Origin of the sequence: Echinicola pacifica DSM 19836 (assembly GCF_000373245.1) — a bacterium.
In the GTDB taxonomy this organism is placed as follows: domain Bacteria; phylum Bacteroidota; class Bacteroidia; order Cytophagales; family Cyclobacteriaceae; genus Echinicola; species Echinicola pacifica.
The window spans coordinates 931846-957435 of the sequence record NZ_KB890738.1 but is presented as its reverse complement, the minus strand read 5'-3'; the positions used below and the strand labels follow the sequence as shown (position 1 = coordinate 957435).

At 42.9% G+C, this 25590-nt stretch carries 20 protein-coding genes; 3 read left to right on the top strand and 17 right to left on the bottom strand.

The genetic code is table 11. From position 1 onward, the window contains the following. Positions 1-62: 62 nt before the first annotated feature. From B050_RS0104025 to B050_RS0103950, 15 genes are all read right to left on the bottom strand, one after another. A complete protein-coding gene (locus B050_RS0104025; RefSeq protein ID WP_018472606.1) occupies positions 63-701 on the bottom strand; it encodes a lipoprotein signal peptidase in 639 nt (212 codons plus the stop codon). A gap of 42 nt (positions 702-743) precedes the next feature. Then, entirely contained in the window at positions 744-4130 is a 3387-nt protein-coding gene (ileS, locus tag B050_RS0104020; RefSeq protein ID WP_018472605.1) for an isoleucine--tRNA ligase, read from the bottom strand. Positions 4131-4608: 478 nt separating this feature from the next. Beyond that, positions 4609-7608, bottom strand: a complete 3000-nt coding sequence (locus tag B050_RS0104015; RefSeq protein WP_018472604.1) for an AsmA-like C-terminal region-containing protein — start codon at positions 7606-7608, stop codon at positions 4609-4611. Between the two features lie 151 nt (positions 7609-7759). Beyond that, entirely contained in the window at positions 7760-8374 is a 615-nt protein-coding gene (locus B050_RS0104005; protein ID WP_026235615.1) for an NADPH-dependent F420 reductase, read from the bottom strand. Between the two features lie 253 nt (positions 8375-8627). Continuing rightward, a complete protein-coding gene (locus B050_RS0104000; protein ID WP_018472601.1) occupies positions 8628-9419 on the bottom strand; it encodes an inositol monophosphatase family protein in 792 nt (263 codons plus the stop codon). Positions 9420-9425: 6 nt separating this feature from the next. After that, complete coding sequence (rsmI, locus tag B050_RS0103995; RefSeq protein ID WP_018472600.1) at positions 9426-10112, bottom strand: 16S rRNA (cytidine(1402)-2'-O)-methyltransferase; 687 nt, start codon at positions 10110-10112, stop codon at positions 9426-9428. Next, positions 10109-10342, bottom strand: a complete 234-nt coding sequence (locus B050_RS0103990) for a 4a-hydroxytetrahydrobiopterin dehydratase (RefSeq protein WP_018472599.1) — start codon at positions 10340-10342, stop codon at positions 10109-10111. The genes rsmI and B050_RS0103990 overlap by 4 nt, the downstream gene beginning before the upstream one ends. An 11-nt stretch (positions 10343-10353) precedes the next feature. Then, positions 10354-10623, bottom strand: coding sequence for a DUF493 family protein (locus B050_RS0103985; RefSeq protein ID WP_018472598.1), 270 nt, complete (start codon positions 10621-10623; stop codon positions 10354-10356). Between the two features lie 172 nt (positions 10624-10795). Further along, positions 10796-12904: a SurA N-terminal domain-containing protein gene (locus B050_RS0103980; RefSeq protein WP_018472597.1), complete on the bottom strand. Its 2109-nt coding sequence runs from the start codon at positions 12902-12904 to the stop codon at positions 10796-10798. An 89-nt stretch (positions 12905-12993) separates the two neighbouring features. Continuing rightward, positions 12994-14259, bottom strand: coding sequence for a hemolysin family protein (locus B050_RS0103975; RefSeq protein WP_026235614.1), 1266 nt, complete (start codon positions 14257-14259; stop codon positions 12994-12996). Then, on the bottom strand, positions 14259-14468 hold the full coding sequence (locus B050_RS0103970; RefSeq protein ID WP_018472595.1) for a hypothetical protein: 210 nt from the start codon (positions 14466-14468) through the stop codon (positions 14259-14261). Before B050_RS0103970 ends, B050_RS0103975 begins: the two co-directional genes overlap by 1 nt. 5 nt (positions 14469-14473) lie before the next feature. Further along, entirely contained in the window at positions 14474-15010 is a 537-nt protein-coding gene (lptC, locus tag B050_RS0103965; protein WP_026235613.1) for an LPS export ABC transporter periplasmic protein LptC, read from the bottom strand. A 251-nt stretch (positions 15011-15261) separates the two neighbouring features. Beyond that, positions 15262-16566: a tetratricopeptide repeat protein gene (locus tag B050_RS0103960; protein ID WP_018472593.1), complete on the bottom strand. Its 1305-nt coding sequence runs from the start codon at positions 16564-16566 to the stop codon at positions 15262-15264. A gap of 11 nt (positions 16567-16577) precedes the next feature. Beyond that, on the bottom strand, positions 16578-17861 hold the full coding sequence (locus B050_RS0103955) for a S1 domain-containing protein (protein ID WP_018472592.1): 1284 nt from the start codon (positions 17859-17861) through the stop codon (positions 16578-16580). Beyond that, a complete protein-coding gene (locus tag B050_RS0103950; RefSeq protein ID WP_018472591.1) occupies positions 17845-18717 on the bottom strand; it encodes a type III pantothenate kinase in 873 nt (290 codons plus the stop codon). Before B050_RS0103950 ends, B050_RS0103955 begins: the two co-directional genes overlap by 17 nt. A 38-nt stretch (positions 18718-18755) precedes the next feature. On the opposite strand from B050_RS0103950, the gene B050_RS0103945 reads away from it, so the two are divergent. Together B050_RS0103945 and B050_RS0103940 are read left to right on the top strand one after the other, a co-directional pair. After that, entirely contained in the window at positions 18756-19826 is a 1071-nt protein-coding gene (locus B050_RS0103945; RefSeq protein WP_018472590.1) for an anhydro-N-acetylmuramic acid kinase, read from the top strand. 793 nt (positions 19827-20619) lie between these two features. After that, entirely contained in the window at positions 20620-22137 is a 1518-nt protein-coding gene (locus tag B050_RS0103940; protein WP_026235611.1) for a sodium:proton antiporter, read from the top strand. Positions 22138-22395: 258 nt separating this feature from the next. Here the strand turns inward: B050_RS0103940 and B050_RS0103935 are convergent, their stop codons facing one another. Continuing rightward, positions 22396-22965, bottom strand: coding sequence for a hypothetical protein (locus tag B050_RS0103935; RefSeq protein ID WP_018472588.1), 570 nt, complete (start codon positions 22963-22965; stop codon positions 22396-22398). Positions 22966-22975: 10 nt separating this feature from the next. After that, positions 22976-24499 carry a 2,3-bisphosphoglycerate-independent phosphoglycerate mutase gene (gene gpmI, locus B050_RS0103930; RefSeq protein ID WP_018472587.1) on the bottom strand — a complete coding sequence of 508 codons (1524 nt, stop codon included), beginning with the start codon at positions 24497-24499 and terminating at the stop codon, positions 22976-22978. Between the two features lie 571 nt (positions 24500-25070). Here gpmI and B050_RS0103925 point away from each other — a divergent pair. Continuing rightward, positions 25071-25475 (top strand): DUF4783 domain-containing protein, encoded by a 405-nt coding sequence (locus tag B050_RS0103925; protein WP_018472586.1) that lies wholly within the window; start codon positions 25071-25073, stop codon positions 25473-25475. Positions 25476-25590 lie beyond the last annotated feature (115 nt).

Here is a 25590-nt window from a genome sequence, read left to right as displayed (position 1 = left end):
ATGTCAGAAGCAGAGCCTTTATTCGCTACGCCTCCTAAGGAATTAAATAGATCAGAAGGGTACTATTTCTCCTCTATAAATTGCCTTTGGATCTCGTCTTCCTCTTCTACTTTTTCATCTTCATGTTCTTCATTGAAGAATTTCTTTTGGAATATAAGGATAATCAAGACGCCCACGAAGATGGAAGCGTCAGCGATATTGAATATCGGCCAAAGAGCGGTGTATTTCCCTCCCCATAATGGGACCCATTCTGGAATGAAGCCTTCCCAAATATCGATATAGAACATATCGACTACTTGTCCATGAAACCAGGGGGTGCTGGCGTCGAAGGGCGCATTGCCCAGCCATACCCCATAAAACACAGAATCCACCAAATTGCCTATGGCGCCTCCAAGAATCATCGCGATGCAAACGATATAGCCGGTGTGAATCCTCTTATTTATCAGGTAATACAAATAATACCCAATACCGACCATCGCCACCAGCCTGAATGAGGTAAGGATGAGCTTGCCATATTCAGAGCCCAGCTCCATGCCAAAGGCCATGCCGGGGTTGGTGGTATAGTGAAGTTTAAACCAATCACCGAAGATTTTGATCTGCCCTGCTGAGCCCATCATCATATTGGCATCCACTGCCAATTTTACCGCTTGGTCTATAAGAATTACCAATAAGGTAATCCCAAAGTACTTTAAATATTTCATATCGAATGATTATGGCACCCAGCCTATTGCCAAGCCACCAATTTATACTTTTTCTACCTTTACGGAGAGCTCAAATTCATCCATGTCCAGGGCTACTCCCCCATCCAAATTCTCAACAACACTAAGCTCGAGGGCTTGTGTTTCTGATTGTATATAATCGGCAAAACTAACCAATGCTTCATCTACTACGGCATTTCCCTTAGCGACGGCAATAGTGATTTTGTCCTGTACCTCCAGCCCCATATCCTTACGAAGGTTCTGGATTCTATTGACCAGATCTCTGGCGATGCCTTCTTGTTTCAGCTCCTCTGTAAGCGTCACATCTAAGGCCACGGTAATGCCATTGGCACTGGCGACAGACCAACCGGGGATATCCTGAGAAGTGATCAGGACCTCTTCCGCGGTAAGGCTTGCCGTTTCTCCATCGACCTCTATGGCAAAGGAGCCATTTTTCTCAAGGCTATTGATTTCGTCCTGGCCCCATTTGCCAATAGCTGCTGCTACCATTTTCATTTTTGGGCCAAAACGCTTGCCGAGAAGAGGGAAATTAGGTTTGGCATTTTTCACCAATATCCCTGAAGCATCATCTATATATTCTACGGCCTTGATATTGACCTCACTTTTGATCAGGTCTTCCACATGCTGGATCTGCTCCCTGGTTTTCTCATTAAGAATGGGGATCAGGATTTTTTGCAAGGGCTGACGGACCTTCAATTTATCTTTCTTACGAAGACTATGCACCAGTGAGGAGATATCTTGTGCCTGCTGCATACTTCCTTCGAGGTCTGCATTGATCAGGGCGCTATCTGCCGCGGTCCAGTCGGTCAAGTGAACGGATTCAGGGATTTCCTGACCCGCCTCTTTGGCGCCTTCTGTCAGATTGGTAAACATCCAATCGGCATAGAACGGAGCAAATGAGGACATCAGCTGACTTAAGGTAATCAGGCATTCATATAAGGTCTCATAGGCCGCCTGCTTATCTTCATTCATATCGCCTCTCCAGAATCGTTTTCTCGCCAGGCGGACATACCAGTTAGAAAGCTGATCCACGGTGAAGTTCATAATCGCCCGAGTCGCTCGAGTGGCATCATAATTATCCATAGAGGTCTCCACTTCCTCAATCAAAGATTGAAGCTTGGAGATGATCCATCGGTCCAGTTCAGGGCGTTTGGCGATAGCCACCTTCTTGGAGGCATCGTAGGTAAACGCATCTAAGTTGGCATATAACGCAAAGAAGTTATAAGTATTTTGCAAGGTCCCAAAGAATCGCCTTTGGACCTCAGCCACTCCTTCCAGGTTAAACTTAAGGTTATCCCATGGGTTGGCATTAGAGAGCATATACCAACGTAGGGCGTCAGGGCCATATTCTTTGAGTGTGGTAAAGGGATCCACTGCATTGCCTAGGCGCTTGGACATCTTATTTCCTGACTTATCCAAGACCAGACCGTTGGCGATCACGTTCTTGAATGCGACACTGTCAAACAGCATGACGGATATGGCATGAAGGGTAAAGAACCATCCTCTGGTCTGATCTACTCCTTCAGCAATATAATCTGCTGGGTAATTAGCTTTGAAGATTTCTTCATTTTCAAAAGGATAATGCCATTGTGCATAAGGCATCGATCCAGAGTCAAACCATACATCAATCAAATCCGGCTCACGGAACATTTTATCCCCATTGGAATCCACTAAGATCACATCATCCACATAGGGACGGTGCAGGTCCACCTCTCCATCCTTAAATGGGGAAGCAGTCATATATCCCTTATCGATGGATTTCTGAATTTCTTCATTTAGCTCCGCAATGGACCCGATGCATTTGGTCTCCGTGGCTTCCTCATTTCTCCAGATAGGAAGGGGAGTACCCCAGAACCTGGACCGACTTAAATTCCAATCCACCAAATTCTCCAGCCAATTGCCAAATCTTCCGGTGCCAGTAGCCTCAGGCTTCCAATTGATCGTTTTGTTCAGCTCCACCAATCGGTCCTTACAAGCGGTAGTTTTTATAAACCAACTCTCCAAAGGATAATAAAGAACAGGCATATCAGTTCTCCAGCAGTGTGGATAACTGTGCTCGTATTTCTCTACCTTAAACGCTTTATTTTCATTTTTAAGAATGATGGAAATAATAACATCGGTATTTTTATAGTCCGCTGCATTTTCATCTTCCTTAAGGTAATTTTTTACATAAAATTCCTCGGCGGTATATTCTTTATGCGCAGTAATCTCATGCTCCTTCATTTTGGCCAGGAGGTATTCTCCCACCACGGGTAAGAACCTACCTTGCTTATCCACCACAGGGATCTCATTGCCCTGCTCATCCTGCACAAATACACCCGGCACTCCCGCCTGCACCAATGCACGGAAATCGTCCGCACCAAAGGCTTTCGCAAGGTGAACAAGCCCCGTACCGTCTTCTGTGGTCACATAGTCCGCAGAGATCACTGTATATGCTGGATCCTCCAGATGTATGCCTTCGATGGGAAACAAGGGCTCATAGGCCAGGCCTAGAAGGTCCTTGCCCTTATATTCTTCCACTATCTTATAAGGAATCAGCTTGTCACCAGGCTTATAGTCTTCTAAGCTGAGCTCAGCAGCCTTCTTATTAAATAAGGCTCCAAGTCGAGCCTTGGCGATGATGACCTCCTGAGCTTCAAAAGTATAGGGATTGAAGGTGCTGACCTTGATATAATCTAGTTTTTCGCCTACGGCCAAGGCGGAGTTGGATGGCAGGGTCCAGGGGGTAGTGGTCCATGCTAACAAATAAGTATTTTCGGTATTTTTTACCTTAAACTGGGCCGTAATAGAGGTGTCTTTCACGTCTCTGTAGCATCCAGGTTGGTTGAGCTCATGAGAGCTCAGGCCGGTGCCTGCTGCGGGGGAGTAAGGCTGAATGGTATAACCCTTATAGATCAGGTCTTTTTCATAGAGACGCTTCAGCAAGCTCCACAATGATTCGATATATTGGGGCTCAAAAGTGATATATGGATTATCAAGATCCACCCAATAGCCAATTTTTTCGGTCAGGTCATCCCATTCATTTTTGAATCGCATGACCGTCTCACGGCATTTCTTATTGTATTCTTCTACGGAAATTTTCTTCCCTATATCTTCTTTGGTGATGCCAAGTTCTTTTTCCACTTGCAGTTCCACTGGCAAGCCATGGGTATCCCATCCACCTTTACGCTTTACCTGAAAGCCTTTCAAGGTTTTGTAACGGCAGAAGATATCCTTTAGGGTCCGAGCCATCACATGGTGAATCCCCGGTGTTCCGTTGGCAGAAGGTGGCCCTTCAAAAAAAGTGAAGGTCTCAGCACCCTCACGGTTATCAACAGATTTTTCGAAAATCTTATTCTCTTGCCAATACTGCAAAACCGACTCTCCGATCCCGGGATAATCTACTTGTTTGAACTCCTGATATTTTTTCACAATAGCTCCTTTATTACTTCTTACTCAATGGTGGTGGCTTGAGAATATCCTCAAAATCCCATTTACTCAAACGCTAATTATTTTAAAAGCAGGCACAAAGTTAATAGAAAAACAGGGTTTATATATGGTTTCACTCGAAAAACTCCATGTTCAGCCTATTGTCCTCCATCCCCCAAAAAATATTAAGGAGCTATTCTCGCAAATAATCAGGATTCACAGGGCCATTTGAGATCCCTCAATCCTCCGTCATAATCTTTCTTCACCGCCAAAAACCTCCCCTTACCATTATTACACTTAACTCAGTAAATGCGGAATCCCAACCAAAAAAAATGAATAGGGCTAACCGAATAGACTTCTCAAACCATTTAATACCCTAAAACCTCATGCTTTTAAATTAAAAAGCCTACGGATAATGTCTCCGCAGGCTTTATTTATCTTCCCCCCTGATTTCCAGAGGATGAATAGTACTGACTATTTCTTAATTATTCTTAGTGGTGTCTGGACTCGTTTTATTTTTATTGAATAATCCATTGATCAATCCTTTCACTTGTTCGCCAGCTTTGTCCTGAGTTTCCTGGATTTTTTTATCCAATTCCTTCTTGACGCTATCCTGCGCGACCGCCGCCTTGGCTTTCATTTCTTGTTTTACGCTGTCCTCCTGAGCCTTAAACTGCTCGGTGACCTGATCCTGGAGTTTAGCACCTTCTGAGCCTGCTCTGGCTTTTAGCGCATTGGTAAGCAGTGCTTCCATGCTCTGGCCTCCGGCCAAACTGATTTTTGGAGCCTGATACGTTCCTCCTAGATTAAGGGCGATGGGGATTTTGGTATCCTCGGTGGTTTCGCTGCCTGTAATAGTAGCAATAAGACTATTCGCCTGGCTTCCCAACTTGCTGGCAGGCACCTGCATATTTACCAAATAATTAATGCTGCCATCAAAGCCGGTGCTTCCTTGGATATTGGCTTGATAATCCCACAGCTTAATATCAAAAGGCTGCACATTCAGCATCCCATCTTTGATCTCCGCTTTCAATTTCAGGTCTTTGATCTGCAGGGTATTGCTATCCTTAAGTTTGGTCAGGGAGGTAATGCCACTTACGATCTTGGAGTCCTTCAATGCCGCCTGCACAATATTTATAAGCCCACTCCCATCGATGGAAGAAAGTACCGGCATCATATTCTCCGCCAGGTTTCCAGACATTTTGAAATTGGTCGTGAAGTTACCGGTAAGGTGCTGCGCAATAGGAGCAAAAGCCTGAATGGTATTGAAAGCATTGAAGGCCTGCTGTATATTCATGGCATTGATACCCAGGTCAAGAGCAAATTTGGGATCGTTGATATCTTGCGTATTATAGGATCCGTTGAGGGTAAGCTGGCCACCTAGGGTCTTCATCCCTGCATCTTTGAAAGTCAAAACCCCATTCTTTAATGTCATCTGGCCTTTTGCTTCGGTTAGTACCAGATCATCATAGAGCACTTCATCAGCCTGCACCGCCATGGTAAAATCAATATTCTTTGGCAATTCAATTAGCGTCAGAGAAGTGGTATCCTCCGTGGCAGGCGAATCGGATTCCGTCATCCATTCATTTATATTAAAACGCGTGGAGGAGATATTCAGATTTCCGGACAACACCGCCTGCTCTTCAAAAATATAGGCCATATAGTTGGATAAGCTACCTGAGGCTTTCACTGGGCTCTCTCCCAACCTAGCGTCAAAGGTGGTAAGGTTTATGGCTTTTGGGCTGAAATCACCATTCGCTTGATGAATTCTAACCCCTTGAGGGAGATCAGGGTCTGTATAGTAGAAGTCGGTAAGGCTTATTTGCCCACGCGTGTCGAGCTTATTATATCGCTCTGCTTCCACATCGGCATAGCTCCCTTTTGAGTCAATATCGGCTTTTATTTTACCATCCATTATCACATTTTCCATAGGGAATATCTTACTGATCTTCCCCAGATCCACCCCTCCGTGCACTGCTCCATCCCAGTTAAGGGCGTCCAGATCATTGATAGCAAGGTTTCCTGAGATTTTTTCGCCTTCCAACTCAAAGCCAAACTGACTAAGATTCACATAGAAGTCACTCATCTTACCCGAATTATTGGTGATGGTGGTATTGGCATTCAGGTTTTCGATAGGAGCGGGATATTCCTCACTTTTCACATAACCATTGGTGAGTGCCATCTTTGCATTGATAGCAGGAATGATCTTCGCCACGCTGTCATACCTACCCTTTGCGGTAGCATCGATATCTAGCATTCCTCTAAGCTCCATTCCTTCCAGTGGGAAGATTGACGTAAGCTCATCCAAATTAAGCTTGCCTTTTAGCTGACCATCCACATCATAGGTTACGAGATTTTCGAGTAGCAACCTACCCGAAATAGGGTTGCTGCCAAAAGTCAGGTTGAAAGTGGGAATATTTACCTGAGTGTTGTCCAGATTATTTGTCTTATTGGACACGGCCATATCTATATTGATATTGTTGACTGGCTTGGGTAAGTCCGGATATTGGAACATACCGTCTGCGACCTTCATGCCTATATCAAAAGCAGGAAACTGGGTATCATTATAGGTGCCTTTTAGGAATCCCCCAAAATCTACCGATCCGGAAGCCTTGATTCCATCAAATGATTCGGTATAGATACCGGGCACTAATGAAAGGACGCTTTTGAAAGTATTGTCCTTACCCGCAAAGGTCAGATCCATCTCAATATCATCCGTGGGCATGGCTACATATCCATCTACCCCAAAAAGGAAATCATTGATACCGAACTCTCCTTCACCGAAGGTAAATTTCATTTGATTCATGTCCACCTGTATCTTAGTATCAGCGGTAAACATTTTTTGAGAAAGATAGTTGACATCGTCGAAATCCACACTTACAATTCGGGTCTGTATCTCTCCATCGAGCTCATATACATCAGTGGTAAAATCCCCTGCTCCCTTAAGGTCAAAATCTTCCAGACCCAACAAAAAATTCATCTGACGATCATCATAGATAAAGTCAAGGTTGGATACTTCCATAAGGTCAATGCCAAGCTTGAAATTGGAGGGCTCTGTGGGAGCTTCCGGCTCCCCGGTATCCACGGCGATATCATAATTGGCGGTGCCATCTTCCAGCACTTTGACATAGATGCGTCCGCCATCCAAGTGCAGCCCCGTCAATTCCGGATAATCGCCAAAAACGACGGACCATAAATTGAAATCCACCTGAAAGTGGTTGATATGCGCAAGGGTATCTCCTTCGAAGGGAGCATTGCCACGAATCCCAAATTCATCTACCGTGGCCGAAATATTAGGAAAACGCTTGAGAACACTCAAGCTGATCTGATCTACATCATAGTAAACCTGTGCATTGACAGAATTGGCAATTTCTTGGTCAATTCTAGCGACAATTTTATCTTTAAAAATAAAGGGTACTGCGATCAGTATGAGCAGCAGTAAGATAAAAGATGATAAAATGATTATTAATGCTTTCTTCATGACATATCAATATTTGGTGAAAAATTACCCATCGACCCCCTTACACATTCTGGCAAAGCGCGATGTTAATTATAAAAATATCAAATTTGATGCCCCAAAAAAAGGAATATAGAATATGCTTAGAATAATTATATCGAAAATTAAAAAATAATCAAACAGACATTAATTTAAAATGATAGTCCACCTTTTCGGTTTTATTATCACATATCTGCTTTCTGAGGTGATAGAAGGCTTCCAGCAGTGGTGCATTTTGCAATGAACCCACATCAATAGCCTTAAAACCAATCAGTTCTATAATCTTTTTGACGCGGTATTTATCCAGGTCCCCATTGCCGCAATAGTAGGTTTCTTTCACCAACTCCATGGGATCGGAGGCTGGATAATCCAGTCCCAGATTGTTGAATGCCTTCAAAACGCGGCTGTATTCGGTCTGCTCCTGAATGTACTGCGTATTGCAGTCGAAGTTTGGGTGGTAATTGCCATTGGTACAGTCCACCACCAGCTTATCCCGCTTTTCCAGGGAGCAGAGACATTCACATACCAGAGGAAGGTATTCATTTTCACAGCATATCAGCACCACATCGGCTTTATTTATTGCTTCGCAATATCCAAATACCTTATTGTTCTGCATCCGCAGGATTTTCCACTCGATATCTTTTCCATTAAATTCCTCACGCACCCCAAAGACTACATCCTCTCCTCGGGAAAGATATTTATTCCCCAAAGCGATGGACAATCTTGTCCCTCCTAATATTGCTATTGTCATCCTTTCGTATTCTTTTCTTTTATCCCTATAGTATTCCAACGAATAAGCTGACAAAATCTTTCCCTGAATAGGAATTGATTTTAAGATGGGTGATCCTAGCAGCTATTCACCTTTCGGTATAATAGAGGGAAAAATATAAAAAAAAACTAACCCTACCAAATTACTTCTGGTATAATTTACTGAGTGTAAGCACAGTACATTTATACCAAATTAAAATGCCTAAAACTGACTATAAACTCATCATAGAGGTTTTCTACTGCCAACTATCGTGGATAACTTTCAGTAATTCTGAGTGGATCTTTTTATTACTGGCTATTATTTCACGGCCAAATAGGTAATTATCACCTCCTGCAAAATCGCTCACTTCGCCTCCAGCTTCCTGTACGATCAAGGTACCAGCAGACACATCGTAGGAATTCAGGTTATATTCAAAGAAACCTTCTACCCTTCCGCAGGCGACATAGCATAGGTCCACGGCAGCACTACCAAACCGGCGGACGCCATGGGAATTGCGCATCAGGTGCTCTAATATTGTCAAATAAGATTGCATCTTGCCGAAGTCGGCATAGGGAAAGCCAGTGGTGACCAGGCTACTCTGGAGCTTAGGGGAAGGGCTTACCGCGATAGGGGTATCATTGCAGAAGGCTCCTCCACCTTTGGTGGCGTAAAAGCATTCGTTATTATTGACCTCATACACCACCCCCAGTATCATTTCCTGATTTCTCATCAGCCCAATGCTGACAGAATACAAGGGAACTCCATGGATAAAATTGGTGGTGCCATCCAGAGGATCTATGATCCAAACATACTCTTCACCCTCCTTAGAAATGGTGCCTTCTTCGGTGATGAATCCAGCATCGACGATCAGGTTTTGGAGGCCTTTTACCACGATTTTCTCTGCTTCCTTATCCACATAGGAAACCAAATCATTGAAGCCTTTATGCTCCACTTTGGTGATATCAAAACGCTGTCTTTCACGACGAATAAAAGCTCCGGCCTCTTTGGCAACGGAAATGGTATTATCTAAAAGTTCTCTTAATTCCATGGTTTATTAATTTTTACCGGCTACGGTAATGACGATTTCTCCTTTGATGGTATTTTCTGTATAATAAGCCACGAGCTCAGGCAGGGTTCCTCTTATATTTTCTTCATAGATTTTGGTAAGTTCTCTGGACACACAGGCCAGACGATCCTCACCAAAAGCTTCCTGAAATTGTGTAAGTGTCTTTAGTAAACGATGAGGGGACTCATAAAAAATCATCGTTCTGGTCTCTTCCATCAGGTTTTCGATGCGGGTTTTTCTTCCTTTTTTATGGGGTAGGAAGCCTTCAAACACGAAGCGATCATTAGGAAGTGCGGAATTTACCAAGGCGGGCACGAAGGCGGTAGGTCCCGGAAGGCAGTTCACCAGTAAGTCCGCTTCTCTGGCTGCTCTTACGAGCAAAAACCCGGGGTCTGATATTGCTGGTGTGCCGGCATCACTCACCAAGGCGATTTGCTCGCCGGCCTTCATCCTATCCACAAGTCTTTCGACGGTCTTATGCTCATTGAAGATATGGTAGCTCTGCAGGGGGCGCTGGATCTCCAGGTGCTTTAGTAGCCTGCCGGTGGTCCTCGTGTCCTCAGCGAGAATAAAATCCACTGACTTCAAGACCTCGATCGCTCGCAAGGTGATGTCCTTCAGGTTCCCGATTGGCGTGGGGACTATGTATAAATCCGTTTTCTTATCTTCACTCATTTGGATATCTCATCAATCGCAGCGGCTAGCTTACGGTCTTTTTCGGTAATGACATTTCCTGCATCATGCGTGGTCAATGAGATTTTGACCTTATTATATACATTGGACCATTCCGGATGGTGTCCCTGCTGCTCGGCTAGGAAAGCCACTCGAGTCATAAAGCCAAAGGCTTCTTGAAAATCGTTAAATTCAAAGGCTCTAACCAGCTTATTATCTACTTCTGCCCACATACTACTTATCATTACAGTGAAATTATTCCTTCTATTTTTGATGCTTCATCATATACTTTCAGGATGGCATCACTATCCTTCATCATGACCTTGATGGTGGCACTAATATAGGTCCCTTTGGCCGATTCCTTAAAGATAACCTCATTCATAGGAAAAAGGCTTTTTACCTCTTCTTCCTGGCCTTTTGGCACTATAAATTTAAACATATATAGTGCTGGAAAACTGGTCTGTGCATCCAATTTTTCCTTAAAAGCGGCTTTATCAAATGGCTTGTTGTTCATAAATTCAAATTTAAAAGATAAATATGACAGTTATACACGGAAATTGCAACCTTATCCTATCCACAAACTAAAAATGATCTGAGGACTTCGGAATATAAGTCCGAAGCTTATAAAAACAAAAACCCAGCCTCTGCCGAGACTGGGTGGTTTGCTCTGTTATTGTTAATTCTCCTTAGAAGAACTTATATCTGAAATCTTTCACCTCAGCAAGCTCCTCGGCTGCCATCATAATCATATAGGCAGTACGTTGTTGCTCGTTGGCAGTGATTTGATTTTGGTACACTGTATAGTCAGCCACCTCTCCAGCAGGAGTGATGCTATTTACTTTCGCTACGATCACACCGATATCTTCCTTGATAGGCTGAGTCACCTGGCCTTGCTTAAGGCCAAATATAGCGCCCACAGCCTTTGGAGCGTAACCGATGCCTGGGATGGTATTGTCCACCAATTTCAGGTTCGGAGCAGTGCCAATAGAAGCGTATTCAGGGAAGACACTTTTCATCTCCTCAAGGCTGGACTTGCCAGCAAGTTTCTTAGCGATGTATTCACCTTTCTTCTCATTCCTTACTTGAGCAGTTACCTCAGCTCTCACCTGATCGAGGGAAACAGCTCCTTCTTCAGTCTTGCCAGTCAATACGGCCACCACATAGGCGCCTTCAAGTTCGAATACAGTAGAAACAGATCCGATAGAAGCATCGTTAAATGCCCAACGTACCACCTCTCTAGCATTGGTAAGGTTATTTACCGTTCTTGCATTTGCAGGAAGAGCCTTAGCAGACAATACTCTGTAACCATCTTCTTTGGCATTGGTATCAAACTCATCTGAGTTTCCTGTGTTGGCAGCGAAAGTATCTGCATTTCTGAAGATCTCATTTCTAGTTCCATCACTTGGGATAAGTTCTAGCTCGAGTACCGCCACTTTATAGGCAGTATTTTGTGCCATCTCGGTTACAGAGATGATATGGTATCCATATTCAGTCTCCACAAGCTCACCGATCAAGCCAGTTTCATTGCGGCTAAATACTGCTTCTGCGAAAGGCTCCACAAAATCTTCTTTAGCAAACCATCCAAGGTCACCACCACGCTGAGCGGTACCATCCTGGCCATATTGCTGCGCTGCAGCGAAGAAGTTTCCACTTTCTTTAACTTCCGCAAGTACTAGCTCTGCCTGGGCTTTCACCTGAGCTTTGGTAGCCTCATCCATTCCTTGGGTACTTAGCAGGATATGGCTAGCTCTCATACGTGGAGAAGCGTCATATTGCTTACTTACCTTATAGGACACATAAGAGCTTCTGTTGGTAATGAACGGACCATATACGCCACCTTCTTCGATATCATCCACATTGGATACCAGATCTGCAGGCAGGGTCTGTCCAGGAAGGATGGTCATGAAAGGATTGTTGATTTCAGAATTTCTCAAAACAAATACCGAGTCATCAGCTGTTGCTGCGAGGTCTCTGGTCAATTTGGAGATTTGCTGAATTACCGCAGCAGAATCTTCTCCACTCGGGTACAGGTCAAAGCGCACATAAGAGATATCTCTTGTATTGGCACCTTCGAAGCGTTCCTTATGATTGCCAAGATAGGCCTTCAGGTCAGATTCACTGATTTTTACTGCTGAATCAGACACGGCATAATAAGGCACAAATAAATGCTCCACATCAGCTACGCTGTTCTGCACTCTATATTGCATGGCTCCTTGCTCCTTATTTGCATAAGAAGAGGCTGCTAATAGATTGTCATACTTGATTCTGAGTCTAGAGTCCGCAAAAGTCTGCTCCTGCTGCGCCCAAAAAGCACGCTGCTGAGCTGGAGCACTTTCCAGCGACTGTAAGAAAGCGATCAACTGCTGACGATCAAATTCTCCTGTCTCAGGATTAGTCAATTGCTGCCTTAACTCACCAACAATATTTTTGCCTTGAACCATATCCACCAATTCCTCATCGGAGATGGTAAGTCCAAGAGCTTCGTATTGCTCGGAGAAAACACTTTTCACCACCATGGCCTGCCAAGCTTGCTCTCTGATGCTGAACATTTCATTCTCTGTAGGATTTCTGCCGGAGTTTTGCATATAGTTTTGCTTAAAGCGCTCTATCTGCGCTAAATACTCCTCATAGGAAATTTCTTCCCCGTTGATTTCTCCTACAATGGTATCCCTGCCTCCTAAGAGCATAGAATTAGGACCTAATAGATCTCCTCCTACAAGGAAAAGTATTAATCCTACTGCAATCACACCAATTGCAAGACCTGTTCTCTGTCTAATTTCTTTAATTAAAGCCATTCTTCTAGTTTTTGAAGTGTCGCAAAATAATTACATCTGACGGTAAATTCAAAATATTATCGCCTACAATAATTACTTCTTATCCACTCTTAGGTATTTATCTTAAGTTTTACAGTATCAATGCGGTGTTCTTGTTTTGAAACGACCGTAAAAGTAAAAGGGCCATACACCGCTGACTCGCCCTTTTTGGGAATATTTTCGGTTACTGAAAGAATAAATCCAGACAAAGTATCATAATCCCCCTCTGGTAAATTCCATTCATATTTTTCATTCAAATAATCTACCTCATGCCTGGCACTTAGTAGAAATTCGGTCTCAGAAATCTGCTGTTCTATCAAATCATCATTGTCATATTCATCTTCTATCTCTCCAAATATCTCTTCAATAATATCTTCCATGCTTACTATCCCACTGGTCCCACCAAACTCATCCACCACTAGCGCGAGGCTTTTTCGCTCAGCGATAAACTGCACCAAAAGCTCGTTGACCAGTGCTGTCTCAGGAACGATAATGATCGGGGTAAGGATATCCTGTACGTTTTTTGGCTTCTTAAATAATTCCAGATGATGGCAGTAGCCAATCACATCATCTATATTTTCCTTATATACAATAATTTTCGAATGACCGCTTTCCATAAAGGTCTCATTCAGCTCCTCGATGCTGTCCTCCACATCCACCGCCACGATATCCGTCCTAGGCACCATACAATCCCGCGCCTTCACCTTCTTAAACTCCACGGCATTGTCAAAGATCTTGGAGTCTATGTCCATACTTTCGTCGCCTTCCGTCTCCAAATTGTCCTGTATGAAGCTATTGAGGTCGGTGATCTTAAATACAGGCTTGTCCTCACTGTATTCAAGGCCAAGAATATGCGTAATAAAAAACCGGGACATGCTCACCACCAACCATACCACCGGGTACATCAGGTAATAAATCACCATAAATGGCACCGCAAAGAAACTTAGAAGGTTATTCGGATTAAGCATAAAGATGCTTTTTGGAATAAACTCCGCAGTGATCAGCACGATAAGTGTGGAAAGCATGGTCTGGATGATCATCACCCAAGCCTGATTGCTAAAACTAGAAGGTAGAAAATCCAGGATGGCTGGCTCCAGAAGATAGGCCATATAAATACCGTACACTACCAGAGAAATGGTATTGCCCATAAGGGTCGTACCGATAAACTGCCCGGGATTCTTCATAAATCCGGCGAGCAACTTACCTGTAAAGTCTCCCTGCTTGTTCTGAAGCTCTATCTGTAGCTTATTCGCAGAGACAAATGCAATCTCTAAGCCTGAGAACAGTGCAGAAAACATCAAGGTAATGAGTACATATCCCAAATAGTGATATTCGATCATTTGCGTTTTTTCTTATCTCCCGATGGCTCTGTGGAATTTCCCTGTTCAGCCCATTTGGTTTTTAGGTATTTGTAATAAAACAATAAGGCCACCGCAAACATGAATATGGGATACGAAAAAGTAATTCCCTGAGTCATGGTAGTATGTGTACCTATCACCACCAATGCGGCAGATAGTGATAATAATAAATATCCTTTTAACTTCATAAACCTTATTCCTCACCCGGGATGGGTACCCGGCTCCGTTCTACCTTATGAAAGGTGTATTCGTTAAATCCTTGATCTGCTTCCATTCCCGTGGCATTGATGATCGTCCCATCATCCTTCTCCACCGTCACGAACTTTTCCGTGAAGATAATCTCCTTACGCTCATCCCAAAACAATTCTTCCGAATTTAGTTTATTCCCCTTCTCAATATTATGGACTCTTACATCCCCTTCTCCACGATACAGTTTATCCTTAAAGCTATAATAAGCCTTATTTGCTTTAATCGTTGAACTCAAAGCGCCATTAGTATCATAAAAGTGAATCAAAATCCCCTCAGGGAATTCCATATCCTGACTCTTAAATACCAATTGCTTGGCGGCAGTAAGCTTAATTCTCACCACTGCGGAATCACTCCGAAACACTTCCATGGCGGAGGTGATCCTTATCGGCCCCTCATAATGCTCCAGCTGCCGCAAATCTACACTTTCACGACATGATATAATTGCCATGCAGGCAAAACAGAGCCAAGCAAAATGTTTCATCCTACAAATCTATTAATTTCACTGGGATTATTTATCCTATCCGCAAAAAGACCGATAGAACTATAGTAAATAATACCCTTTTTGCCTATTCCGACCCAATAAACTCGAAAACTTCCGCCTCCCCGCATCCATCCTATGTCGTTGAGGACCCTAAACCTCTAGTACTTATCACAAAAAACAAAAAGTGACTGCAGCTGGCAGTCACTTTTTGAATTAGGCAGTTTGCCTATGAATCGTATGTGAATTATAAATTAATCTCTAGTTCTAAGACTTACTGTCTGACCTACCCAACATCCAGTGCTGATGCTCTGACCTTCCTGGAAACCTTCGGTAAACAACTCTTCCTTGGATGGGAATCTAGCCTTGGCAGAAGACATTCCTTGGTTGTTTCCAGCCTTGGCAAATGCCTCATAAGCGGCGATGAATACAGAGTAATCCTGTACTCGGCTCTGTCCACCTCTACACTCATTAGATGATCCCATGTACAAACTTCCGATGAAGTTCCAAACATCTGCAGATCTGCTGCTATCATACTCTAATACTTTCATTGCAGAAGCACGAGCAGAAGATTTTTTGCCTAAGTTTGCCTCAGCTTTTGCCAAGTCATATTGAACCTCAGCTCTTTGAGCGTCATTTTCAGCTAAGCCTAAAGCTCTCTGGAACATCTCTTCCGCTTTAGCATAGTCTTTATTTTGGATGAATCTCATTCCTCTTACTTGAGAAGTAGAGAAAGTTGGGCTATCGTTATCCACTACTTCTAGCGCTTTGGCAAAAGCCTCAGAAGAAGTACACTTATACTGTACTGAGTATTGGAAGATCTTCTTTGCTAAAGCAACATCCGAAGGATCTGCTATCAGCTTAGGAGCCAATTTATTTTCGATGAAGTTACAGTCGATAATTTCCATATTTACCAGGATTTGATCCAAGGTAGTTTTAGGAGCAGAAACATCTTCACCAGCGGCAGCGGCTTTGTCAAGCGTCGCATATAGGCCATCGTAGATTTTCAAGACTTCATCGTCCGTATAAGCCTGATTGTATGCATAATTTCTATATACAAGGTCAAAGTAAGCAGGTATCAAGCCTACTGTACCAATCTCACCATTGATTTCAACGTCTTTGGCAAAATAAGAGGCGGCTTCACCTACTTTGTCCTTATCACCTCGGTAATAATTATAAGCATAATAGGCTTTATTCTCGATCCATTCGGCCTCGTTATTGTATTTCTTTCCTCTCAAATCATACACCGTCATCACAGAATCTTGGTAAACTCTAGATTGGGCATCGTCTGATGATTCCTTTTGGGCTCCATCATACACCTTAACACCATTGATATAAATGGCTTCATTAAGATCCGGTGCGTTGACCAAGAGCCAATGAAGAGGTTTCGTAGCCTGTATAAACTGGCTAGATTTCATGTAATCGTTGTAGGCAGCATTGTACTCCCTAGCTTTTGCTTCCATCTGTGGATCAGACGGCCAATTCCAACCATCTTGAGCTTGCGCCAGACCCACAAATACAAAAGTAAATAACCCTAATAATGCTAATTTTGCTTTCATACTCGTTTTGTTTATTCAAATACTCTTTTATAAAACCAACTGCTGTCATTGATAGAAAAGCCCAAAGAAAACTTAACATAATCTTCACGTACTAATCCATCATTGGTGGTACCTCTCTGCCCAAATTTTACTGCTAAATTCAGTAATGACAAACTGTTCATAGGGACAGAAGCTCCAAAATTGATGCCAATATCATTAACCGTATTTTGGCCAACCACATAGGGCGTCTGTTCAAATTCTAAGCCCGCTCGGAAAGTAGTCCGCATAAATATGTTATCCATCGAATAAATATCAGGGACAAACTGTCCTCCCAGCGCTATTTTAAAGGAATTCCCCAGTCCTACATTTCTTCCAATGAAGGACCTATACTTGGTAAAATCCTGATGTTGAGCCTCAAGCCCAATAACAAATTTATTAATTTTTTCGAAAGATAAGCCATAACCTAACTTATTAGGTAAATAAATATTTCCTTTTTGGTCATCGAAAATCGTTTGTCCTATTGATTCCGGATCGGAGGCAAAATCAAGCTCCGACATTTTTGCAAAAGCCTTCCCGCTAATATCTCCATAGAACTGGTAAATAGCTCCAAAATTAAGGCGGCTACTCGCCCCCGTCCGCATTGCATAATGTGCCCCCACTTTGGTGGAGATATCACTAGCCGCAAAGCGGTCATAATACTCCGTTATCTCGCCTACATTCTGTCCGTCTTCATCAATTAACTCCGTCTGCTGTCGCTTGATGGTCGATCCAAAAATATAAGAGGCTTGAATACCCAAATTGAAGTTTTTCACTACCTCAAAGCCGGTATTTAGATATACCTCACTCAAACCACCTCTACCACGCACACGGTTATAAGAAACGGATTCAGAATTCTCCACAGGAGATTGGATGAGATGCTCATAATCTACCGTGCTGATTTGGTTTAATCCTAAGCCCATGCTCCATTTCCTAGGCTTGATCGGTAGGGAAACCGCCACATAACTTAGTCCACCACCATCTAACTCGGCAGTGGAATTTTCGGTGGTAGCATTATATTTCTTATAATTCATCGCTGCCTGAAAGTTGAACACATTGTTCCTTACAGAAAGTGCCGGGTTCACATTATTGACAGACCAAGCATCGCCAAAGCTAATGCCCATTCCTCCCATGGCCTGATTTTGGGTCAGCCCGGAGTTATTCATATCTCCTACTCCTATGGAACTATAAGTGGAAGATCCTATCTGCCCACGTACCGGTCCAAATATGAAAATAGCGCATAGGGCGCCTAATAATTGCAGTCTAGTTTTTATCGACATTGTAATTTAAAATTCTATTTAGTCCGTACAGGACCAAATTGGGGATTACAAATATGTGGTCTTTTGTTAAGCTTTCAAAGAATTTTGAGTCACCTCCACAAATAAAGACCTTTAAATCTTGATGTTGACTTTGATAATAAGAGATCAATCCTTCAAGTTCAAAGCGAACACCTTGAAGAACCCCACTTTTCATACCGTCCTGAGTATTTTTGCCCAAAACATCTGGCAAGTGCCCTTCGGATTCCAGCTCGATTAGCGGAAGTCGCGCCGTCTGCTGATGCATGGCCTTATAGCGCATCTGAAGCCCTGGAGATATAGATCCTCCTTGATACCGACTCTGCCCATCCACAAAATCATAGGTAATGCAGGTCCCTAAATCAATGCTTAATACCGGACTATTTCCAAGTACATTACTTACCGCACCGATGGCCGCCGCCATACGATCCAACCCCAAAGTACGAGGACTCTCATAGCAATTATCTACTGGAAGAGGGGTATCATGATCCAAATACAAAAATGGAAAGAATAGTTTTTCCTTCAATCCTTCCTGATCATACCGTACCGAACTCACAATCGCATGTGCAAATTGCCAATCTTTCTGACGGATATAATCTAACACCTCCCCCAACTCCTTTGCTGAAAACTCTTCTTTAAGGACCATTGAAGCAAATAAGCCCGCCTTTACCCGGGTATTTCCTATATCTAACACAAGATTATTCACGGGGAAATTTGGCAAATTCACATTATTTTCATCACATTTATGCCCTTGAGGTTTTGTCTCCTTCAGGTCAAAATCGGCTCTAAAATACGGAATATATAAAAGGGCAAAAAACAGACTGCCCCAAAATTTTCGCATGGAAGGCAAATTTAACAATTTTTAACCCTGCAGCAGGTATGGAAAAACATAAGATTATAGGTTTGATGTCCGGGACTTCCGGTGATGGGCTTGACATTGCCTATTGTGAATTCGAAAAACCCGACCAATGGCATTATCATATCGGCCCTGCCGAAACGGTGGAATTTCCCGATGACCTAGGCCATCAGCTTGCCAATGCTCACCTACTCGAAAGCACCAAACTCATTGCTTTGGATCATGCCTTTGGCAAGTGGATGGGTCAGCAAGTCCGGGAGTTCTGCGATAAGCATCAGCTCAAGCCTGACGCGGTTTCCTCTCACGGGCACACGGTCTTCCATCAGCCCTCTCAGGGATTTACCCTACAGATAGGCTCTGGCTGGGATCTGGCCATAGCAAGCCAGCTGCCGACCATCGCCGACCTCAGAAGCAAGGACCTCGCTTTGGGTGGACAAGGTGCCCCTCTCGCCCCTGTGGGAGATCATTTCCTGTTTTCTGCCTATGACTTCTGCCTCAACTTGGGAGGGATTTCCAATATCTCCATGATTGAGAAAAAACAACGAGTGGCTTATGATGTATGTCCTTTCAATCTATTGCTAAACCAGGAAGCTCAGAAACTGGGGCATGCCTATGATGCAGGTGGCCATCTAGCCAAGCAAGGCGAAATCCAGCCCGAGCTCCTCGCCCAGCTCAATGGCCTAAGTTTCTATAAAAAAAATCATGCAAAATCTCTAGGGCGCGAGGATATGGAAGAGGTATTCATGCCTCTACTCCAGCAAGCCAATGCGCAGGAAGCAGATATCCTTAGAACCTTAGTGGAGCATTACGCCATTCAGATCGCCCAAGTCATCACCCAGTCCAGCCCTCGGACTCGCGCCAAAGTCCTGCTTACTGGCGGTGGAACCTATAATCAATTCTTCGTGGAGCGACTTAGCCAGCATCTCGGAGATGCTGCCGAAGTGGTCATCCCCTCCCAGAAAACCATCAACTTTAAGGAAGCTTTGATTTTTGCATTCCTTGGACTCCTGCACTTACAAGGCCTGCCAAACTCCTTTGCCTCAGTCACTGGTGCTAGCGCAAATAGCGTGGGAGGGATTCGTTATCAGCCTTAAGCTCTCGGGAGGAATTTTGTTTACTTTAACTAGATTTCAAGGTTTTTTCATTAAATTATGAAAAAATACCGCCAAATATATCTTTATAGTTTCTTAAGTATAAACCCATATTTTGAACCATGAAAATCAATCTCCGCAATCACTCACACATTTCTCATAAGATTTTGAACCAAGAGAAAGAGAAAAAACACATATCCTCATAAATAGCGCTTCAAATATAGCCTAAATGGGATTTTTTTATATTTTTGTGCAACTCAAGTTTTAAGGCTGATATCATTATCAACCTTTCTTATTTATATAGACCCGGTCTCTGTGCTCAAAGCCATAATAGGATTTGGGAATCGGCAAAAAAGGCATAGTCTCTATTAATAAATAATTGAGTCGCACTAAGCCCATTTATTATTTTAAGCATTTGAATACTCAAGGGTGATGCGTCAGAATATAACACTACCGGCAGCAATCTATAGTAAATCACCATTTATCTAATGGATACTGATATTGTCGTAGGATATTTTGACCGCCATCAGGAGTTTTAAGGCGTTAGGCGAAGACCATTCATGATAGCATTGCCTGTTTTTAAACCTGTTTTGGTGAATATAAGTAGGGAGAAATACAACTCATACACTTATACATTACCCTAACATTAATTTACAACCGCCTCATCAATTAAAATTGGTGTGAATGGGGCAAATTTTGTAGTTTAGGAGTGACTTTACCCTCCTGGCTACTGCTTGTTCAAGGACGGAAAATAGAATCTATTAAACCTAGGAAGAATAAATCTAATTTGATTTTAATGAAGAATTTAATAATTGCATTGGGGATTGTTTGGGGAGGGCTGTTTTACACAGGTTCTACCCAACTAATGGCGCAGGAGGAACAAGAAACCACCGAAGTACATGTACAAGATCAAGATCATGAGGAGGTTCATCAAGTCAGCGGAGAAAGTCAGGACCATGGGGCTGCAGCTGAAGAAGAACATGCCCATCCGCCTGCTTGGTTAGTAATACCCTTCGTATTACTCCTATTGATGATTGCTACCGGTCCTTTATTTTACGAACACTTCTGGCACCATAATTACCCCAAGGTCGCTATTGGCTTAGCCGCATTGGTGGTATTGTACTATATTTTTGCTCTTCACAATTACCATCTGCCAATACACGCCTTAGCGGAGTATTTGCAATTTATCGCCTTATTATCCTCCCTCTATATTGCCTCCGGAGGTATATTAATAGAGATAGACAAGAAATCCACGCCGATGGCCAATCTGGTCTTATTACTTATTGGCGCATTTGTCTCCAACTTCATTGGGACCACGGGAGCCTCCATGCTCCTTATACGTCCATTCATTCGAATGAACAAGTTCAATATTCAGGCTTATCATATCATATTCTTTATTTTTATGGTAAGTAATATTGGCGGTTCTCTTACCCCCATTGGTGATCCACCATTATTCTTAGGATTCCTGAAAGGCATTCCATTCTTCTGGACTTTAGAGCATAATTGGCCCGCTTGGATCGTTGCCTTAGCCATCTTATCAGTAGCATTTTACTTTATTGATAGGAAGTTTGGCCGTGCCGGCAATGATGAAGAAATTGAGGAGGCGACTTATACCAATAATATAAAACTTATAGGCTCCAAAAACTTCTTATGGCTACTGGTGATTATCATCTCTGTATTCATTGACCCGAATGTCATCGAGTGGGTGCCAGCATTGACGATCGATGGCACCAAGTTCTCCTTTATACGAGAGATCATCATGTTCTCTGTAGCATTCCTTTCCTTCAAATTTGCAGATCAACGGGCGATCAAAGGCAATGAATTCAATTTTGAGCCTATCAGAGAAGTCGCATTTATATTTGTGGGGATCTTTGGGACGATGATGCCAGCACTGCAATTGGTAGGTTATTTTGCCCAATCTCCGGAAGGCTCCGTACTCATCACTCATAATACCCTGTATTGGGGCACAGGGATTCTTTCTGGATTCCTGGATAATGCACCTACTTACCTAAACTTCCTAGCGGCGGCCATGGCCTCCAAAGGTGCAAGAATTGGAGATGTGGAGATGGTGAGACAGTTTGCCATGGATGGATACCATGATTCGGCCTTTGAGCTGATGGCGATCTCCATCGCATCTGTATTCTTTGGCGCCATGACCTATATTGGTAATGGGCCAAACTTCATGGTGAAGTCTATCGCTGAGCAATCCGGCATCAAAATGCCTTCTTTCTTCGGGTATATCATACGATTCAGTATTCCAATATTACTACCCGTACTGATCATCACCTGGCTGATATTCTTCGCCTTCGTCTAAGCACTTCGCTGCTTAGTACAAGGAGATTCAGCCCTAGCTGAGGATAGAATCACAAAATCCAAATAGTAATCAAGCAAAAAAGGCAACATCCCAATCAGAGGAAGTTGCCTTTTTTTTGTGATATATAGATCTTAAGCGAATGAGCTTATGCAGGCTTGCCGTCTAGCGAAGGCATATCATTTAACCTTCGATGGGGGTACAAGCCTAATAATTAATGCTGTAACTCCGACCAGCTTTGAAGAAACCAAGAAGAGGAGACTATTTCAACTCGCCCCTCACCTCAATACTATTCGGATCCAAAAACCACACCTGCTGTCTGGCTTCCACCTGATAATTCTTCAAAGCTCCAGTGCCAGTCGCAAAACTTAAATGACCAGAAGTCTGACTTTGATAAAACAAATTTTCAGAAGCGGATTCAAAATTGACCGAGGCAGGCCTTTTCTTTTCAGCGTCATAAAATTCCACCCAGAGGCTTTTGATCTCTCCTTTTTCCCCCTCTTTCAGGGTATAGGTCGTGGTCTTATCCTGCTCCTCAATATGGTAGGCGGTAGCATTTGCCGCCTTATTGATGTCAGCATGGACAAATAGATCAAGTTCTTTTCTCCAGCCATCCTTATCGAGAGTGACCAGGCTTGAGTCGTACTTCCCATTGATATGGGAGATTTTGCTCAACTCCCTACCTTGCAAGTCAGGCAGCTGATCTAGTATCAGGTCCTTCAGAGCAAAGTATTTATCCAGCTGGGTCGGATTTGCCAAGGGCTGCTTTTCCTCCTTTTGACAGGAAAAAAGCAGCCCTCCAAGCAATATAGTAATTACTATTTTTTTCAATGGTAGTATATTATTTTAGCAATACATCACCGGTCATTTCTGCAGGGATGTCTACCCCGATCATTTTAAGAATGGTAGGAGCAAGATCACCCAGCTTTCCATCTTTAACTTCGAGCCGGTCGTTTTTATCAACCATAATACAAGGCACTAAGTTCGTGGTATGGGCAGTATTTGGCGTACCGTCCTCATTCATCATTTTGTCGCTATTGCCATGATCGGCTATCACGATGATGGAATAGTCATTTTTCAATGCGGAGGTAATCACAGAATTGGCACATTCATCTACTGCTTCACAGGCTTTTACTGCTGCCTCGAATACCCCTGTATGGCCCACCATATCGGCATTGGCAAAGTTCAGGCAGATGAAGTCTGTTTCCTTCTTATCGAGTTCCGCATTTATTTTTTTAGCGATCTCATTTGCGCTCATCTCTGGCTGAAGGTCATAAGTAGCCACTTTCGGAGAGCTGCATAGGATCCTAGATTCCCCATCAAATTCTGTTTCTCTACCACCAGAGAAGAAGAAAGTCACATGGGGGTATTTTTCGGTCTCGGCAATGCGAATTTGCTTTTTGCCTTTTCCGGCAAGCACTTCGCCAAGGGTATTTTGTAAGTTATCTTTTTCGAAAATGACAGATACGCCTTTGAAGGTCTCGTCATAATTGGTAAAAGTCACGTAGTGTAGGTCGAGCTTTTCCATTTTATAATCACTGAAATCCTGCTGCGTGAGCACTTCTGTGATTTCTCTACCTCGATCTGTACGGAAATTGAAGCAGATCACCACATCCCCTTCAGAAATGGTGGCTATGGCCTTGCCCTTGCTGTCCACTTGCACGATCGGACGGATAAACTCATCCGTGACCCCATTGGAGTAGGACTTGCGGATGGAGGCCAGGATATCCTTAGACTTCTCACCTTCGCCATTTACCATCCCATCGTAAGCCAGCTTCACTCGCTCCCAGCGCTTATCACGATCCATGGCATAGTATCGGCCCACCACAGAGGCTATTTTGCCTGTGGAATGCGCACAATGGTTTTGCAACTCTTCCAAGAAACCTAAACCGCTCTTAGGATCTGTATCTCTACCATCCGTAAAAGCATGTATATAAGCTTCCGAAACATTATTGGCTTTGGCAGCGTCACATAGGCCTTTCAGGTGTTTGATATGAGCATGTACCCCACCATCTGACACCAAACCTATAAAATGGACTTTCTTACCGGTTGATTTTGCAGTATTAAAAGCTTTTTGAAGAATCGGATTATTATTCAAATCTCCTTCTTCCACCGCCTTATTGATTTTTACCAAATCCTGATATACGACCCGGCCGGCACCAATATTCATATGGCCCACTTCTGAATTACCCATTTGTCCTTCAGGTAAGCCTACCGCTAGCCCAGAGGCCTCAAGCTTGGAATGAGGATATTTTTCAAAAAGACTGTCGATGAAGGGAGTATTCGCCTTATCAATAGCCGAAACTTCAGGGTTGGTGGCTAAACCCCAACCATCCAAAATCATTAATAAAACTTTTTTATCCATGTGGCAAATATAAAGATTTTAAATACAATGATAGAAAATTCCTGTGATTCTGTCCTACTAAATCAGTTTAAACAAACATCAATTTAATAATTCCTTCCATGAGCGGTTGGCCTAACTCCATTTGCCATTTCTTCCTTCCAGGCTAGGCCCCTACCTATCCCCCTATCAGTCATCCCCCTATCTTAATAAGCTCGAAAAACCATCCCCTTATTCCGCAAATCCGCAGGTGAAAAAACATGTCCAATGAAATAGGACGGAGTCCAAATAGCATGAATACGATAAAGTCATTTTTCAGTAAATTATGGTCTGACCCTAACCAAAAATTGTGAGGAGACTCCTGCTATCAGAAAAGGAGAAAAGAAATAATTCAAGCAAAATGAATCCTCAATTTCAGCAAGAATAGGCCCTCAGCATTGGTGCAGATCACCTAAAACTAAATTTATTCGCTAATTGGGCTGATTTTCGGAAAGTTTCTTTCGGATTTAGGTAAAAATTACTTTTTTTTGTTCACATTATACATGTTAAAAATGAACTATATACTTTGGCTTAAAATTTGAGTACCAACATTATAATGAAACATTTCTTTACTATCACCTTCTTACTAGTTGCTATGGGTTTTTTCCTCTATTCACCAGAGGCAGAGGCCCAGGATAAAGATGCGGATGAAATTGCCCTATCCATAAAAGCAGGATCTAGCAGGGAATTATCAAGTTTTTTTGATGAAGAAGTTCAGCTTACCATAATTGGAAATGAGGGCGATTACTCCAAAAACCAAGCTGAATTGGTTATAAAGGATTTTTTCAAGAAATTTCCCCCAGTAGATTTCGAAATCGTTCATCGTGGAAAATCCGGAACATCTATCGCTTATTTTATTGGCACCTACCAAAGCAATAGTCTTTCTTTTCGGATGTTGATCAAGTGCAAAAAGGACAAAAACGATAATAATATTTATGCAATAGATATTACTAAGGAGTAATTTCTATTTTCTAAGTATTAATCACATCCCTTCATATTCCTTATCAATAGTCTTATAAGTAAAAAATAATAGGCTGGGCAATAATATTTTTTTTGCCTAAAGAATTATTTCTTTC

Excerpts from the sequence above, each read along its gene's own strand:
- B050_RS0104025 (WP_018472606.1), bottom strand. The coding sequence starts at position 701 with ATGAAATATTTAAAGTACTTTGGGATTACCTTATTGGTAATTCTTATA.
- B050_RS0104015 (WP_018472604.1), bottom strand. The coding sequence starts at position 7,608 with ATGAAGAAAGCATTAATAATCATTTTATCATCTTTTATCTTACTGCTG.
- B050_RS0104005 (WP_026235615.1), bottom strand. The coding sequence starts at position 8,374 with ATGACAATAGCAATATTAGGAGGGACAAGATTGTCCATCGCTTTGGGG.
- B050_RS0104000 (WP_018472601.1), bottom strand. The coding sequence starts at position 9,419 with ATGGAATTAAGAGAACTTTTAGATAATACCATTTCCGTTGCCAAAGAG.
- rsmI (WP_018472600.1), bottom strand. The coding sequence starts at position 10,112 with ATGAGTGAAGATAAGAAAACGGATTTATACATAGTCCCCACGCCAATC.
- B050_RS0103990 (WP_018472599.1), bottom strand. The coding sequence starts at position 10,342 with ATGTGGGCAGAAGTAGATAATAAGCTGGTTAGAGCCTTTGAATTTAAC.
- B050_RS0103985 (WP_018472598.1), bottom strand. The coding sequence starts at position 10,623 with ATGAACAACAAGCCATTTGATAAAGCCGCTTTTAAGGAAAAATTGGAT.
- B050_RS0103980 (WP_018472597.1), bottom strand. The coding sequence starts at position 12,904 with ATGGCTTTAATTAAAGAAATTAGACAGAGAACAGGTCTTGCAATTGGT.
- B050_RS0103970 (WP_018472595.1), bottom strand. The coding sequence starts at position 14,468 with ATGAAGTTAAAAGGATATTTATTATTATCACTATCTGCCGCATTGGTG.
- lptC (WP_026235613.1), bottom strand. The coding sequence starts at position 15,010 with ATGAAACATTTTGCTTGGCTCTGTTTTGCCTGCATGGCAATTATATCA.
- B050_RS0103960 (WP_018472593.1), bottom strand. The coding sequence starts at position 16,566 with ATGAAAGCAAAATTAGCATTATTAGGGTTATTTACTTTTGTATTTGTG.
- B050_RS0103955 (WP_018472592.1), bottom strand. The coding sequence starts at position 17,861 with ATGTCGATAAAAACTAGACTGCAATTATTAGGCGCCCTATGCGCTATT.
- B050_RS0103950 (WP_018472591.1), bottom strand. The coding sequence starts at position 18,717 with ATGCGAAAATTTTGGGGCAGTCTGTTTTTTGCCCTTTTATATATTCCG.
- B050_RS0103945 (WP_018472590.1), top strand. The coding sequence starts at position 18,756 with ATGGAAAAACATAAGATTATAGGTTTGATGTCCGGGACTTCCGGTGAT.
- B050_RS0103940 (WP_026235611.1), top strand. The coding sequence starts at position 20,620 with ATGAAGAATTTAATAATTGCATTGGGGATTGTTTGGGGAGGGCTGTTT.
- gpmI (WP_018472587.1), bottom strand. The coding sequence starts at position 24,499 with ATGGATAAAAAAGTTTTATTAATGATTTTGGATGGTTGGGGTTTAGCC.
- B050_RS0103925 (WP_018472586.1), top strand. The coding sequence starts at position 25,071 with ATGAAACATTTCTTTACTATCACCTTCTTACTAGTTGCTATGGGTTTT.